Source organism: Pseudarthrobacter albicanus, from assembly GCF_018224015.1.
GTDB lineage: Bacteria > Actinomycetota > Actinomycetes > Actinomycetales > Micrococcaceae > Arthrobacter > Arthrobacter albicanus.
This window is the reverse complement of sequence record NZ_JAGPOT010000067.1, coordinates 25892-39676: the sequence shown is the minus strand read 5'-3', so window position 1 is coordinate 39676 and position 13785 is coordinate 25892. Positions and strand designations below refer to the sequence as shown.

The window sequence follows — 13785 nt, the reverse complement described above, 5'->3', positions numbered from 1 at the left end:
CAGCCCCTCCGCGGCCATCAACAAGACCTGTGCCCGCTGCACCTCACGATGGGACGCCGTCTGCGATCTCGACAACACCTCCAACGCGGCACGCTGACCATCGGAGACCACCAAAGCAGGAGCTGGATTCGACATGCCCCCAGCTTAACGGAACACTCATAAACTATTTTGGAGACACACCACTAGCTCAGCGTCGTCTGGCTCAGCGGCCCCGGGCCGCGGATTCCAGCAGCGGGAGGGTGCGGCCCTGGAAATGGGTGTTGAGCACAATCACGGAAGAGGAGCGCAGCACCGTCCGGGTGGCGATCATCGCATCGAGCACCCGCTGCAGGTCCGGGTTGGAGCGGGCGGCGATGCGGGCCATCAGGTCCGAACTGCCGGAAACGGTGTGGATCTCGATCAGTTCCGGGATCTCCGCGAGCGCCTCGACGACGGCGTCGTGCCCCAGGTCCTGGTTGATCGTCAGGGAACAGAACGCGACCACGGGAAAGCCGAAGTGGGCCGGATCCGGCTGCGGCACCCACGAGCCGATGACGCCGCGGTCCTGCATCCGGTCCAGCCGGGACTGCACGGTGGCGCGCGCCACCTTCAGGACCCGGGAGGCCTCCAGGACAGAGGCACGCGGTGCATCCGTGAAGAATCGGACAATCTTCGCATCCAGAGGATCCACATCCATCGGAAATCCCTTCCCAGGCGGCAGCAGGAGGACAAACCGCTGCAGTTACTCAGTTTTCGGCTGACAAACTGCCACCATGCTCTCACGCCCGCAAGCGCCGGCCGAGCCGGCCGGACGCTGCAGAAGCGGTAAATTCAATAAGTCCCATAAGGACACACAGATCAAAAACCACAAGAAGGTTCGCCACATGACGATGAAGTCCACCGCGGAACGCCCGGCCCTGGAACTGGGCCACAGCATGAAGCCACGCCAACTCACCATGATGGGACTCGGCAGCGCGATCGGCGCCGGCCTGTTCCTGGGATCAGGAGCCGGGATCGCGGCAGCGGGCCCGGCGGTGCTGATCTCCTACCTCGTGGCCGGCACCCTGATCATCCTGGTCATGTGGGCCCTGGGCGAGATGGCCGCGGCCAACCCGAACAGCGGCGCGTTTTCCGTGTACGCGCAAAAGGCCCTGGGCAAGACGGCGGGTGCCACCGTGGGCTGGCTGTGGTGGCTGCAGCTCGTGGTGGTCATCGCGGCCGAAGCCCTCGGGGCCTCGGGACTGCTGTTCACGGTGTGGCCGGTGATCCCGGTCTGGGCCCTGTCGCTGATCTTCATGGCGCTGTTCACGGCCATCAACCTCGCCGGGGTGAAGAACTTCGGCGAGTTCGAGTTCTGGTTCGCCATCCTCAAGGTGGCCGCCATCGTGCTGTTCCTGGCCGTCGGTGCCGCCCTGCTGCTCGGCTGGCTCCCCGACGTCGCCTCCCCCGGCCTGCGCAATGTCACCTCCGACTTCGCTCCGGCAGGCCTCGGCGGCATCGCCACCGCCCTGTTCGTCGTGATCTTCGCCTTCGGCGGCACCGAGATCGTCAGCGTGGCAGCGGCCGAGACCGAAAACCCGGAACACAGTGTGGGCCAGGCCATCCGCACCGTCGTCTGGCGGATCCTGGTGTTCTATATCGGCTCCGTCTTCGTCATCGCGGCGGTCCTCCCGTCGACGTCCCCGGCCCTGAAGTCGCCGTTCGCGGGCGTCCTGGACATGGCCCGGATTCCGGGGGCGGGCACCGCCATCACCCTGGTCGCCGTCGTCGCGCTCCTCTCGGCGCTGAACGCAAACCTGTACGGCGCGTCACGGATGGTGTACTCGCTGTCCGGGCGCGGCGAGGCTCCGCGGATCCTGTCCAGGCTCAGCCGGGCCAGGGTCCCGATGGTGGCCGTCGGCGTCTCCGTGGCGTTCGGCTTCCTGGCCGCGGTGCTGGAACTGCTCTTCCCGGACCGGATCCTGCCGGCCCTGTTCCAGCTGGTCGGCTCCACCTGCCTCGTGGTGTGGGGCACCGCCCTCGTGTCCCAGCTGGTCCTCCGCCGCCGGGCCGACCGGGACGGCACCGCCCTGCCGCTGCGGATGAAGGGCTTCCCCGGGCTGACCGTTTTCGGGCTCGCACTCCTGGCGCTGATCTTCGCGGTCGGCTTCAGCAGCCCGGACAGCAGCAGGCAGCTTTTCAGCACCATGGCCCTCGTCGCTGGAATCGCCGCGGCCTGCTGGCTCGGCGACCGGTTCACCCGATCCCGCCGCGCCGGGCGGACCGACTCCGCCCCGGACCTGACCCGCAAGCTGTAACGCCGCCTTCCCTCATTACCTTCTCGCTGAGCCCGGCGAGGAAGCGGTGCCGGCAACGCAAGCACCACCTCGTGAGTCCCGGCCGGACCGGACGAAGCTCCGGAAAAATTCCACTACTGCCGTGGCATCCCGGCCCTGAAGACTGGCTCCATTGTCAGAAGAACGATGGAGCCAGTCTGTGGGATTGGGAATCGTCACTTTGAGGGAAATGACGTGTGGCGTGCCCCCAACCGGGCTACTGGGCCACGGGGGAAGAGTAAGTGCCAGGGCTGGGCTTTTCCTTGCCCTCCTGCGGGACGGCCGTGCCCAGGGTGGCTATCCGACGTCCAGCCTGACAATCCTCCTTGCCATACCTAGAACTACTATGGTCGAATACCTTACAGATCTAGGTATAGGAGGCACGGTGCGCATCGATAAGGACCTGGTCGCCGCTTCGGCCACCCCGCTCGTGCTGGGGATCCTGTCGGAGGGCGACCTGTACGGCTACGCGATTCTCAAGCGCGTGAGCGAGCTGTCCGGCGGGGGCATGCAGTGGACCGACGGCATGCTCTATCCGCTGCTGCACCGGCTCGAGCGGCTCGGCTACGTGTCGTCGTCGTGGGGCACGTCCGAGGCCGGGCGCCGGCGCAAACACTACGCGATCACGCCGGCGGGGCGGGATGTGCTCGCCGACCGGCAGGAGCAGTGGACCGTCGTTGCCGACGCACTGCGGCAGGTGTGGCAGGCCGCGCAGCGGCCGCCCGTCGCCGCGGCCGAGGGGTGGGCGTGATGGCGCTGCACGCTGAGCTGGAGGCCCAGATCGATAAGTGGCGCGGGTATGTCCAGCGGCGTCAGGCGATCTCCCCTGCCGACGTCGATGAGCTGGAAGACCACCTGCGCGGGCAGATCGCCGACCGGCGGGCGACCGGGCTCGACGACGAGGAGGCCTTCCTCGTCGCGATCAAGCGCCTGGGCAACCTCGACGCCGTCTCGCGCGAGTTTGCCCGCGAGCACTCCGACCGGCTGTGGAAGCAGCTCGTGCTCGTCCCGGAGGGCTCCGGCGACGCGGGCACACCGCCGTGGCGCGAGCTGGCGGTCGTCCTCACGCTCGCTGTCGGGGCGGGCGTGGCTGCCAAGGCCGGCCTTGCCTGGCTCGACGACGGCGCAGTGCTGGCGCGCAACCTCTGCCTGCTCGTCTTCCCCTTCCTCGCCGCATACTTCGCGTGGAAGCGCCGCCTCACCGCGCGCGTGGCGGCGACGCTGCTCGTCCCGTTCGCCGCGCTGGCGGTCGTGCTCAACGTCTACCCGTTCGCCTCCGGCGGTTCCACCGAGGTTCTCGCCACGCTGCACGCCCCGGTCGTCCTGTGGCTGCTGGCCGGGGCGGCGTACGCGGGAGGGAGGTGGCGGTCCGACAGCCGGCGCATGGACTTCGTCCGGTTCACCGGCGAGCTCGCGATCTACTACACACTCCTGGCCCTGGGCGGTGCCGTCCTGATCGGGCTCACGTTCGCGGCCCTCCAGATCGCCGGCACCGACCTCAGACCGATCCTGGAGGACTGGATCCTGCCGTTCGCCATACCCGGGGCGCTCATCATCGCCGCGTGGCTCGTCGAGGCCAAGCAGGACGTCGTCGAGAACATCGCCCCCGTCCTCACGCGGGTCTTCACGCCCCTGACGATTGCCATGCTGCTGGCCCTCCTGGCCGTCTTCACGGCCGTCGGCGGCCTCGTCGACACCGACCGGGACCTGCTCATCCTCATGGACGCGATCCTCGTGCTCGTCCTGTGCCTGCTGCTTTACTCGATTTCCGCCCGCGACCCGCTCGCGCCACCCGGCCTGTCCGATGCCCTGCAGCTGGTCCTCGTCGTCGCGGCCCTCGCGGTCGACGCGGTGATGCTGACCGCGATGCTGACCCGTATCGCCGAGTTCGGCTTCAGCCCCAACAAGATCGCCGCGCTCGGCCTGAACCTCCTGCTGCTGGTGCACCTGGTCCGGGCGGCCTGGCTCACCGTCGGGTTCCTGCGTGGGCGGCGCCCGTTCACCGCGTTGGAGCGCTGGCAGACACGGTATCTGCCGGTCTACGGTGCCTGGGCCGCCATCGTGGTCATGGTCTTCCCGCCCGTCTTCGGCTTCGCCTGATCAGCACGCCCGCGACCAGACGGTGTGCTTCTGGGTATCGACGCGCCGCGGATCGCCAGCGTGACGCGTGGGCGCATCGTTCCCGGATGGTGCGGCAAGGGCATGGATTTCAGGTGCGCACGCTGCCAGCGGCCACTCGGGCAACGATATGGGGGCGAATTTCGGGCGGGAGTATTCGCTCGTCACTCACCCACCATAATAAGGAAATGCCGCTCCCTTGCAGGTATCCCGTTCGCAACAGCAGCCCGCCATATTCGGTCATGGTTGCGGTCATTGCCGTCCTGGTAGTTGCTGCTGCATCCGGATGCGCTTCCTCGGGGAACGGAGAACCGCCTTGTCTCCCGCCCGCCTTTTCAGTGGACCCGTCGGGCGCGAAAGCCGGTGAGAAGGTCACCGTCGCAGCGCCAGACGCCGGCTGTAATCCCCGCTACGGCGATAACGCCCGCATCCAGGTGATCGTCACCGATGCGACCGGCGCGGAAGTCGTCAACACGACTGCCCCGATGAACGACGCCGGCGGATTCACCTACACCTTCGAGGTCCCGGCCCGAACGGCCGCCGGCGATGCGGCCGTCACTGCCATGCCGTACAACATCGACTGGTGCGATGACACCGGCAGGAACAACCGTGCCGACGGAGCCGCTGTAACCCTTCTAGGGGCCTCATGTGCCCCACCAACGAAGCCCCTTGGCATCACCCGATAGGGGCCGTCGGCACCTGGTCATGAGAAGCCTTTTGTTCTCACGCTGTCAAGCCAAACCGTCCGTACCTGGTCGAGATCCGAACCTTTACCGGTCGATAGACCGTGCCGAACTGCCGGGTTTGACTGTGCATGATGTCATGGCGCCGTCGGAGGCGCCCTCGCGCAGCGCTTTGTGGGATTCGTGCCGCCACGGGCCGGCCTGACGGAGTCTAAAGTCCCATCCACTCCGGTCAAGCATGACCTACACTTCAGGCCAAGGGGACTCTGGGGTTTCTGGCTCCACTCATCCCGGCGAGTGCGTTGAGCGCCCTGACCAGAGAGTGAAAATCATGGTCCCTCCAACCATCCCCCATCCCTTCTCCCGTCCGGAATGGATGGTTCGACGACCCCGCCGGCCCCTCACCCCACACCCACAGCACAATTGCGCACACTCAGGGAGGACCCATGACCACCAGTGAAACAGCAAGATCGTCCCGGCCCAGCGCCGTCGTGGCGGATTTGCCGCTCTACCGATTGCATCTGATGCGAGTCGGATACCTCGTACTTGGCGTTGGCCTCGCCGTGGTGAAGTGGCCGCTGGTCGTAAACCACGACAAAACTTGGCCCCTGTTTGAAGGAGTCGTCGCTTGTATCCTCACCGCAATGTCGCTCCTGGCGTTCCTGGGTTTGCGGTACCCGGTTCGGCTGCTGCCACTCCTCTTGTTCGAGTCGGCCTGGAAAATCATCTGGTTGTCGGTCGTCGCCGTGCCCAAGCTAGTGGCTGATGACATGGATTCGGCAACGCAAGAGGTGGTGTTCAGCTGCCTGTTCGTCGTCATCATCCTGGCTGTGGTTCCGTGGCGATACGTGTGGCAGCAGTACGTCAGAGCAAAGGGAGATAGGTGGCGATGATCCGATTTCACAATCGCCTGCAGTGGCATCCGCGGAAGTACGGGCGCGTGGACGAGACTGATCGCGGGACGGCCCAAGTAACTCGCAGCAGTTGTCGTTTTGGGCGCTCAAAACGACAACAGCTGCGAGCCAGTTGGGGCGCGACGGGCTGCACAAACTGCAAGGCAGGACGGCGGCATGGCCCGCAAGGTTGTGCAGTCTGGCCACCCGTTCCTGAGCTGATTGCACGGCCGCGCGGGGGTGACTAGGGTCACAGGCATGGACACCCTTCCTCCTCCGGCTTCCGGTGAATCCGCCGCGCCGCCGACTCCGGCCCAGCTGCGCGAGCTCTACGCGCTGATGGTGGCCGTGCGCCACCTCGACACCTCCGCCATCGCCTGGCAGCGGCAGGGCCTCATCCCCGGCTACGCGCCCGAACTCGGGCAGGAAGCGGCCCAGGTGGGCAGCGGCTACGCCGTGGACACCACCCGCGACTTCGTCTTCCCCACCTACCGGGAGATGGGCGTCGCCCGGACCATGGGCGTGGACATGGTGGCGTACATGTCCACGCACAAGGCCACCTGGCACGGCGGACTCTACGACCCGCTCGAATCACGTCTGGCCCCGATCCAGGCGGTGGTGGCCGGGTCGGTGCTGCATGCGGTCGGCTGGGCGCACGGCCAGACCCTGGATGCGAAGGACGGCGTGGCTCTGACCTACTTCGGCGACGGGGCCTCCTCCCAGGGGGACGTCCACGAGGCCATGAACTTCGCCGCCGTGATGAAGGCCCCCGTGGTGTTCTTCGTCCAGAACAACGGCTGGGCCATCTCGGTCCCCACCGAGCGCCAGGTGGCCGGCGGATCCGTCGCCGCCCGCGCCGCCGGCTACGGCATGCCGGCCCTGCAGATCGACGGCGACGACGTCGTAGCCGTCCTCGAGGCGACCCGCCGGGCCTTCGAGCACGCCCGGTCCGGCAACGGGCCCGTGCTCATCGAGGCCATGACCTACCGCCGCGGCCCGCACTCCACCGCCGATGACCCGGGGCGCTACCGCTCCCTCCAGGAAGAGCGCGACGGCGCCGGCATCGACCCGCTGGAACGCTTCCGGCAGCGGCTGCTCGCCGACGGGACAGCGGACGAGGCCGTCTTCGCCACGGCCCTGGCCGCCGCCAAGGCCGAAGCGGAACAGATCCGCACCGGCCTCACCGCCCTCGGATCCCGCCCCGGCACCGAGATGTTCGACCTGGTCTTCCAGGAAACCACCCCGGCCCTGCAGGCGCAGGCCGCCAGCTGGCGCGAGGAGTCCGAACATGTCTAACTCGATTCTCGAAGGCGAAAGTGCCGGATTTCGACAGGCTCAATCACCGGCACAGGCTCAATCACCGGCAAGCACAACCGCCGTGATGTCCATGCAGCAGGCGCTGAACCTGGCCCTCGACGAGGTCCTGGCGGAAAACCCCCGGACCCTGGTCTTCGGCGAGGACTGCGGCCGGCTCGGCGGCGTCTTCCGCATCACCGACGGGCTGCAGGCCAAACACGGCGAGCAGCGGGTCTTCGACACCCCGCTCGCGGAATCCGGCATACTCGGCATGTCTGTGGGCCTGGCGATGGCAGGCTTCCACCCCATCCCCGAGGTCCAGTTCGACGGCTTCGCCTACCCCGCGATCAACCAGATCGTCTGCCAGATCGCACGGATGAACTACCGCAGCCGCGGCACCCTGCCGATGCCCATCACCCTGCGGGTGCCCAGCTTCGGCGGCATCCGTGCCCCCGAACACCACGGCGAAAGCCTCGAGGCGCTTTTCGCCCACGTGCCCGGGCTCAAGGTGGTCTCGCCGTCGAACCCGCACGAGGCCTACCACCTGCTTAAGTACGCCGCCACCCGGCCGGATCCGGTGATCTTTCTGGAGCCGAAGTCGCGATACTGGCAGAAGGGTGAGGTGGACGCCGCCAGGCACGATGCAGACGGCGGCTCCCCCACCGGCGCGAAGGTCATGCGGGCAGGCCGCCACGTCACGCTCGTCGCGTGGGGCGCCATGGTGGCCCGCTGCCTGCAGGTCGCCGGGCTCGCCGCCGAGGACGGGATCGACGTCGAGGTCCTGGACCTGCGCTGGCTCAAGCCGATCGACGCGGAGGCGCTGGCCGCCTCCGTGCGCAAGACGCGCCGCGCCGTCGTCGTCCATGAGGCGCCGCTGACCTCGGGGCTCGGCGCCGAGGTGGCGCAGCTGATCACCCAGGCCTGCTTTGACACGCTCAAGGCGCCGGTGGAACGCGTCACCGGCTTCGACGTCCCCTACCCCTCGGGCGACCTGGAAGACGAATACATCCCGAACATCGACCGGATCCTCTTCGGCATCCAGCGGGTATTGGAGTACAAACGTGGCTGAAATTTCCTTCCCGCTCCCCGATCTCGGCGAGGGCCTGATCGAGGCGACCGTGCTCGAATGGCTGGTTTCGCCCGGCGATCAGGTGGAACGCAACCAGCCCCTCGTGGAGGTGGAGACCACCAAGTCGGCGGTTGAATTGCCCAGCCCGCAGGCAGGTAAAGTGGTGCGTACCTACGGCGGGCCCGGCGACACGATCAATGTCGGCGAGCCCCTGATTGTGTTTGAGGTGCCGGACAACACCGCCGGGATCGTGGGCACGGTCCCGCAGGACGAGGCACCGAAGCGCCGGGTCCGCCTGAGCGCCGTACTTGATGAGGACTGACACCATGAGCGGCAGACACACCGGCGAGCAGCATTCCCACACCGTCGAGGGCACCGACCCCCAGCTCTATGTCGCGGTGCACGAGCCCGGGACGGACGCCGGGCTGCGGCCCGTGATGCTGCTGCACGGCTTCTCCTCCTCAGCCAAGCTCAACTGGGAGGACACCGGCTGGCTGGCCGCCCTGCTCGAGGCCGGCCGCCGCGTCATCACGGTCGATCTGCCCGGCCATGGCCGCAGCGGCGCCCCCGAGGACATGGATTCCTACGCGCCGAGCCGGATCCGCGCGGACCTGCTGCAGATCGCGTTCGACGCCGGCGCCCGGCCCCTGCGCGACGGCGACCCGGCCAGCGGGCTGGATCTGATCGGCTACTCCCTGGGCTCCCGGCTGGCCTGGGAGTTCGGCGCCACCCAGCACGAACTGGTCCACCGCCTCGTCCTGGGGGGCCCGAACACTGCCGATCCGCTCGCCGAATTCGACCTTGTCGCCGCGCAGCGGTACCTCGCCGACGGCACCCCGATCGCGGATGAGTCCACGGCGGGGCTGCTGAAGATGGCCCAGCTGCTGCCCAGCAACAACATCTTCTCGCTCCTCTCCCTCGTGGAGGCGATCAAGGGCGAGCCCTTCGACCCCGCCGAGGCCGTCCCGCGGATGCCCATGCTGCTCGTGGCCGGGGACAAGGACGAGCGTGCCGCGTCCATGCCGGAGCTCGCCGCCCTGGGCGCCAAGGCAGGTGCCATGGTCGAGCAGGTCCTGCTGCCGGGCCGGAACCACACCAACGCCGTCACCAGCCGCGCGTTCAAGCAGGAGGCCATCAGCTTCCTGGCCGTCTGAACCGTGCCGGGCCGTCCACGGCGTCCCGGGCCAGACCCGAAGGTGAACCCCATGGGAATGCGCTTCACGGACCGCGCGGAGGCGGGCGGGCTGTTGGCAGCCGCCCTCCCCCAGTTCCGCGGACGCGCCGGCACGGTGGTGCTGGGCCTGGCCCGCGGCGGCGTACCGGTGGCGGCCGCCGCCGCGGACGCGCTCCGGCTGCCCTTCGGCGCCCTGCCGGTCGGCAAACTGGGGGTCCCCGGCCACGAGGAAACAGCCTTCGGTGCCCTCGCCTGGTCCCCCGGCAAGGTGGTGCGCGTCCTCAACCAGCCCCTTGTGGTCCGGCTCCTGGAACTGGGCATCCCGCAGTCGTCCCTGGACCGGGTGGAACACGACGGGCGTGTAGAGCTGGAGCGCCGCGCAGAGCTGTATCCGGGCACCCGGGACGAACTGCGGGGCCGCACCGTCATCCTGGCCGACGACGGCCTGGCCACCGGCGCGAGCATGCGGGCCGCCATCGAGGCGGTGCGGCGAGCCGGGGCGGCACGCATCGTCGTCGCGGTCCCGGTGGCCGCACTGGACGCGCAGACGTCCCTGGAGCCGTTCGCCGAGGCCGTCGTCAGCCTCTTCATCCCCGGCGGGTTCCGCAGCGTCGGCAGCTACTACCGCGCGTTCGGGCAGGTGAGCGACGACGACGTCGTCCGACTGCTCCGCGCCCGGTAACCGCAGGGCCACAGCAACACGGGGTCACATCGGGCCCATCCGGAGGCCCCGGACGGGCGCGATGTGACCCCGTGTTGACAGAAAAGGGTTAGTGCTTGGCTTTTGCCTGCGGCGGCCCGGCCGGTTCGTGGGCGTGGACACCCAGCGGCCGGCCCCGGGTTTCCTTGGCCAGCAGGACGCCGACGGCGGAGATGACGCACAGGATCATGATGTAGATGCCGATCGAGCCGGTCCACTTCGTGCTCTGCAGCAGCGATTCGGCGATCGTGGCGGCGAAGGCGCCGCCCAGGATCGCGCCGAAGGCGTAGCCGATCGAGATGCCCGAGTAGCGCACGTTGGCCGGGAACATCTCGGCGTACATCGCGGACATCGGGCCGTAGGACAGGCCCAGGCCGATGGTCAGGACGAACAGCGCGGTGCCGTAGAGCACGATGTCCTTGGTGTCGATCAGGGCGAACATCGGGATCATCCAGGCGAAGACGATCGCGTAGCCGATCAGGAAGGTCTTGACGCGGCCGATCTTGTCCGAGAGCCAGCCGCCCACCAGCGTGAAGATCAGCCAGCCGAAGGAGGCCAGGGTGGTGGCGAGCAGGATCTGCGGGGTAGGCATCTTCAGCGATTTGGTGGCGTAGGAGATGAAGAACGCGATCAGCAGGTAGCCGGCGGCGTTGTTGCCGATGAAGATCATGGTCGAGTAGAGCACGGCCTTCTTGTGGAACTTGATCAGCTGGCCCAGCGGGGCCTTGCTTTCCTCCTTGCGGGCGGCCATCTCCTTGAAGACCGGGCTCTCGCCGACCGCACGGCGGATCAGGTAGCCCACCACGATCAGCACGATGGAGAGCAGGAACGGCACCCGCCAGCCCCAGGCGGCGAAGTCTTCCTTGGACATGCTGGTGTTCAGGAAGTACAGCAGGCCGGTGGCCAGGATCATGCCGACCGGGACGCCGATCTGCGGGTACGCGCCGAACAGGCCGCGCTTGCTCTTGGGGGCGTGCTCCACAGCCATCAGGGCAGCGCCGCCCCATTCACCGCCGGCGGAGAAGCCCTGGATGACGCGGAGGAGGATCAGCAGGATCGGTGCCCAGACGCCGATCTGGCCGTAGGTCGGCAGCATGCCGATCAGGGCCGTGGCGGCACCCATAATGACGAGCGTGAAGACCAGCATGGCCTTGCGTCCGAGCCGGTCACCGAGGTGGCCGGCAATGACCGCACCGAGCGGGCGGAACAGGAAGCTGATGCCGATCAGGGCGAAGGACAGGATCTGCGCCAGGCCCGGGTTCGAATCGTTCAGCGGGGCCAGGAACAGCGGCGACAGGAACGTCCCTGTCAGCTGGGCAAAGATGAAGAAGTCGTACCACTCGATGGTGGTGCCGACCAGCGTCCCGGCGAGGACCTTGCGTTCCTCATGCTTGCTGCTGGGTCCCGCCTCGGAATCGACGGATGAAGTTGCGGTCATTGGAACTCCGTTGCTGGGGGCAGAGGCACTGCCCGGGTGGGTGCGAGGTGATTTACTGATCGTTCGGTCAGTTGGTACAAAATACACTACTACGGAAATGTGACTAAGCGCACATGATTCTTGCGGGGGCTGCTCCCGCCGGCTTCGCCGGCGGGGAACGGCCGGCCGGCTCAGTCCTCGCGGGCGAGGAATTCGCGGACCCTCGCGCGGACAGGCCCGCGGTCGTAGCTGTTCACCATGGCTCCGGCCATCCGGACCGGGTCGCCGAAGAAGAAGTACCCGTACAGCGGCTGGCGGCCGGAGAATCCGGAAACCGAGGCATCGAAGGCCAGAACAGCCAGACCCGCTCCGGACCGGGCACGGTCTTGCCCTGCAGGTACATGTCTATGTCGGCCCGGGCGTCGCTGTTGACGTCCGCCTCGCCCGGCAGCGCCATCAGGCCGGAGGCGCAGAACTTGCGGATGATGGCGGGAAAACGCCCGGCCGAGGTGGCGGTCGCGCTGGCGGCCGGCGCCGCCCGCATCGGGGGCCAGCTGGGCTGAGGCCCGCCTTCCCTGACAAGCGGACCGAGGTGGCCCCTTCCCGACTGGCCCGCATTAGTTGCCGTTTTCAGCCCACAGAACGACAACTACCGCCAGCTACTTGGGCCGGGGCCGTCGTCTTCCGTCGCGGGAGGACGACGGCGGCTGCCGCACCGAGGAGGAACAGCGCCGCGGCGGCGCAGACCGGGACGAGTAACGCCGCGGAGTAGCCATGGTCCTGTGCCAGCCGCCCCGCGATGGAGGACCCCAGGGCCATGCCGGCGACGATGCCGCTGGCCAGTGCTGTCATGACCGTGCCGAGCTTGCCGGCCGGGGCCACGAGGGCGCCGACGGCGAAGACCGTGACCATGAGCGGTCCCACCGGCACTCCCAGGACCAGGAGCACCAGGATCATCGGCAGCGCCGTCGAAGGCAGCAGCAGCAGCACGGCGAGCCCGGCCATTAGCGCCGCGCAGACCAGCCAGCGGGCGTTCACCGTGAACCGCCGGGGCCAGTAGGCGACCGAGAGGGCAGCCGCGGCGGAGCCTAGGCCCATCACGGCGTACAGCAGGCCAGCCAGTTCGGAGCCCGCGAAGCTTGCGGAGAACGAACTCAGGGAGGTTTGCGTGGAGCCGAAGAAGGTGCCCATGCACACCATGGCGAGCACAGGCAGGGCGACGGCGGCGACGGTCCCGATGCGCTGGCGTGCCGTCAACGCGTCCCGGCGCATTTCCTGCGCGGAGCCTGCTGCGGTCCTGGCCGGGGTGCGTACCACCGCGTGATGGGTGGGGTGCGTGGCGAAAGCGGGCACGAGCGTGATGGTAAGCGCGGCGGCGAGGGCCAGGGGCAGCCACGGCGCAATCAGGCTGGCGAGGATTCCCACCAGCGCGGGCCCCAGGACGAAGGCCAGCTCATCCGCAGTGCTTTCGTAGGACAGGGCCGTGTCCAGGTCCGCGGTGTTGGCTTCACGCCCGCCCCGGGAGGTCAGGGCCATCCAGCGGACCCGTGCCAGGGGACCGACCTGAGGGCAGCTGGCACCGGCCACGAACGAGGCGGCAAGCACCGGCACCGCGGTGGCCATGTCCTGCCCGCCCGGGATCAGATAGGCGGCGAGGATCAGGGCGACAACGGCGACGGTGTTGAAGATCGCGGCAAACACCAGCACCGGGCGCTGGCCCAGCCGGTCCGCCAGGGCGCCGAGAATGGGAGCACCAAGCGCGGAGCCGATGCCAACGGCCCCAGCCGAGGCTCCGCCAACGGCGTAGGAGCCGGCGACGGCGGTGACCAGAGTCAGGGCGCCCATGGTGAGCATGGCCAGGGGCAGGCGGGCGAAGAGTCCCAGCGGGATGAAGCTCCGGCCGGCAAGGAGCGGGAGCCGTGCGAAGCGGCCGCCGGTGCGGGGTTCGGAGGTGGGCGCGGCGGAAACGGGCGGCTGGAAAGACGTTGGAGGGGTCATGATTCCGGGTTCGTTCAATGGTGCGCATCGTCCCTCCTCCCGATGCGCGCGACCCGGTAACTGTTCAATAGTAGCGGCATTGGCCATGGTGGCAAGGGTCTTGTCTGCCACCATGGCCAATGGAATTCCGCCTGCTCAGCCTG

14 protein-coding genes and 1 pseudogene are annotated in these 13785 nt (G+C 68.0%); 10 read left to right on the top strand and 5 right to left on the bottom strand.

Features of this window, described 5'->3' with window-relative positions; translation table 11 throughout:
* Positions 1–202: 202 nt before the first annotated feature.
* Positions 203–676 (bottom strand): Lrp/AsnC family transcriptional regulator, encoded by a 474-nt coding sequence (locus J9611_RS14765; protein ID WP_211881204.1) that lies wholly within the window; start codon positions 674–676, stop codon positions 203–205.
* A 187-nt stretch (positions 677–863) separates the two neighbouring features.
* Here J9611_RS14765 and J9611_RS14760 point away from each other — a divergent pair, with 187 nt between their 5' ends.
* The 3 genes from J9611_RS14760 to J9611_RS14750 all read left to right on the top strand — a co-directional run bounded on the left by J9611_RS14760 (position 864) and on the right by J9611_RS14750 (position 4394).
* The gene (locus tag J9611_RS14760; RefSeq protein WP_211881203.1) at positions 864–2276 is read left to right on the top strand and encodes an amino acid permease; all 1413 of its coding nucleotides are present in this window, start codon (positions 864–866) and stop codon (positions 2274–2276) included.
* Positions 2277–2679: 403 nt separating this feature from the next.
* Positions 2680–3045 (top strand): PadR family transcriptional regulator, encoded by a 366-nt coding sequence (locus J9611_RS14755; RefSeq protein ID WP_211881202.1) that lies wholly within the window; start codon positions 2680–2682, stop codon positions 3043–3045.
* On the top strand, positions 3045–4394 hold the full coding sequence (locus J9611_RS14750; RefSeq protein ID WP_246527844.1) for a permease prefix domain 1-containing protein: 1350 nt from the start codon (positions 3045–3047) through the stop codon (positions 4392–4394). Before J9611_RS14755 ends, J9611_RS14750 begins: the two co-directional genes overlap by 1 nt.
* Positions 4395–4503: 109 nt before the next feature.
* On the opposite strand, the gene J9611_RS14745 is transcribed toward J9611_RS14750, so the two are convergent.
* Positions 4504–4668: a hypothetical protein gene (locus J9611_RS14745; RefSeq protein WP_211881201.1), complete on the bottom strand. Its 165-nt coding sequence runs from the start codon at positions 4666–4668 to the stop codon at positions 4504–4506.
* An 82-nt stretch (positions 4669–4750) separates the two neighbouring features.
* On the opposite strand from J9611_RS14745, the gene J9611_RS14740 reads away from it, so the two are divergent.
* From J9611_RS14740 to J9611_RS14710, 7 genes are all read left to right on the top strand, one after another.
* Entirely contained in the window at positions 4751–5098 is a 348-nt protein-coding gene (locus J9611_RS14740) for a hypothetical protein (RefSeq protein WP_211881200.1), read from the top strand.
* 443 nt (positions 5099–5541) lie between these two features.
* Complete coding sequence (locus J9611_RS14735) at positions 5542–5988, top strand: hypothetical protein (protein ID WP_211881199.1); 447 nt, start codon at positions 5542–5544, stop codon at positions 5986–5988.
* Positions 5989–6246: 258 nt separating this feature from the next.
* Positions 6247–7284 carry a thiamine pyrophosphate-dependent enzyme gene (locus J9611_RS14730; protein ID WP_211881197.1) on the top strand — a complete coding sequence of 346 codons (1038 nt, stop codon included), beginning with the start codon at positions 6247–6249 and terminating at the stop codon, positions 7282–7284.
* Between the two features lie 85 nt (positions 7285–7369).
* Positions 7370–8353, top strand: a complete 984-nt coding sequence (locus J9611_RS14725) for an alpha-ketoacid dehydrogenase subunit beta (protein ID WP_246527851.1) — start codon at positions 7370–7372, stop codon at positions 8351–8353.
* Positions 8346–8675 (top strand): biotin/lipoyl-containing protein, encoded by a 330-nt coding sequence (locus J9611_RS14720; protein ID WP_211881195.1) that lies wholly within the window; start codon positions 8346–8348, stop codon positions 8673–8675. Before J9611_RS14725 ends, J9611_RS14720 begins: the two co-directional genes overlap by 8 nt.
* Before the next feature lie 4 nt (positions 8676–8679).
* Positions 8680–9507, top strand: a complete 828-nt coding sequence (locus tag J9611_RS14715; protein ID WP_211881194.1) for an alpha/beta fold hydrolase — start codon at positions 8680–8682, stop codon at positions 9505–9507.
* 51 nt (positions 9508–9558) lie between these two features.
* Positions 9559–10209 (top strand): phosphoribosyltransferase, encoded by a 651-nt coding sequence (locus J9611_RS14710; protein WP_211881193.1) that lies wholly within the window; start codon positions 9559–9561, stop codon positions 10207–10209.
* 88 nt (positions 10210–10297) lie between these two features.
* Here the strand turns inward: J9611_RS14710 and J9611_RS14705 are convergent, their stop codons facing one another.
* The 3 genes and pseudogenes from J9611_RS14705 to J9611_RS14695 form a co-directional block, all read right to left on the bottom strand.
* Positions 10298–11665 (bottom strand): MFS transporter, encoded by a 1368-nt coding sequence (locus J9611_RS14705; RefSeq protein ID WP_211881192.1) that lies wholly within the window; start codon positions 11663–11665, stop codon positions 10298–10300.
* 170 nt (positions 11666–11835) lie between these two features.
* Positions 11836–12101, bottom strand: a pseudogene (locus J9611_RS14700) (4-hydroxyphenylacetate 3-hydroxylase C-terminal domain-containing protein).
* 173 nt (positions 12102–12274) lie between these two features.
* The gene (locus J9611_RS14695) at positions 12275–13642 is read right to left on the bottom strand and encodes an MFS transporter (RefSeq protein WP_211881191.1); all 1368 of its coding nucleotides are present in this window, start codon (positions 13640–13642) and stop codon (positions 12275–12277) included.
* Between the last annotated feature and the right edge of the window lie 143 nt (positions 13643–13785).

Bases quoted from the DNA above. Each gene is read 5' to 3' on its own strand.
- J9611_RS14765 (WP_211881204.1), bottom strand. From the start codon at position 676: ATGGATGTGGATCCTCTGGATGCGAAGATTGTCCGATTCTTCACGGAT.
- J9611_RS14760 (WP_211881203.1), top strand. From the start codon at position 864: ATGACGATGAAGTCCACCGCGGAACGCCCGGCCCTGGAACTGGGCCAC.
- J9611_RS14750 (WP_246527844.1), top strand. From the start codon at position 3,045: ATGGCGCTGCACGCTGAGCTGGAGGCCCAGATCGATAAGTGGCGCGGG.
- J9611_RS14745 (WP_211881201.1), bottom strand. From the start codon at position 4,668: ATGACCGCAACCATGACCGAATATGGCGGGCTGCTGTTGCGAACGGGA.
- J9611_RS14735 (WP_211881199.1), top strand. From the start codon at position 5,542: ATGACCACCAGTGAAACAGCAAGATCGTCCCGGCCCAGCGCCGTCGTG.
- J9611_RS14730 (WP_211881197.1), top strand. From the start codon at position 6,247: ATGGACACCCTTCCTCCTCCGGCTTCCGGTGAATCCGCCGCGCCGCCG.
- J9611_RS14725 (WP_246527851.1), top strand. From the start codon at position 7,370: ATGTCCATGCAGCAGGCGCTGAACCTGGCCCTCGACGAGGTCCTGGCG.
- J9611_RS14715 (WP_211881194.1), top strand. From the start codon at position 8,680: ATGAGCGGCAGACACACCGGCGAGCAGCATTCCCACACCGTCGAGGGC.
- J9611_RS14710 (WP_211881193.1), top strand. From the start codon at position 9,559: ATGGGAATGCGCTTCACGGACCGCGCGGAGGCGGGCGGGCTGTTGGCA.
- J9611_RS14705 (WP_211881192.1), bottom strand. From the start codon at position 11,665: ATGACCGCAACTTCATCCGTCGATTCCGAGGCGGGACCCAGCAGCAAG.
- J9611_RS14695 (WP_211881191.1), bottom strand. From the start codon at position 13,642: ATGACCCCTCCAACGTCTTTCCAGCCGCCCGTTTCCGCCGCGCCCACC.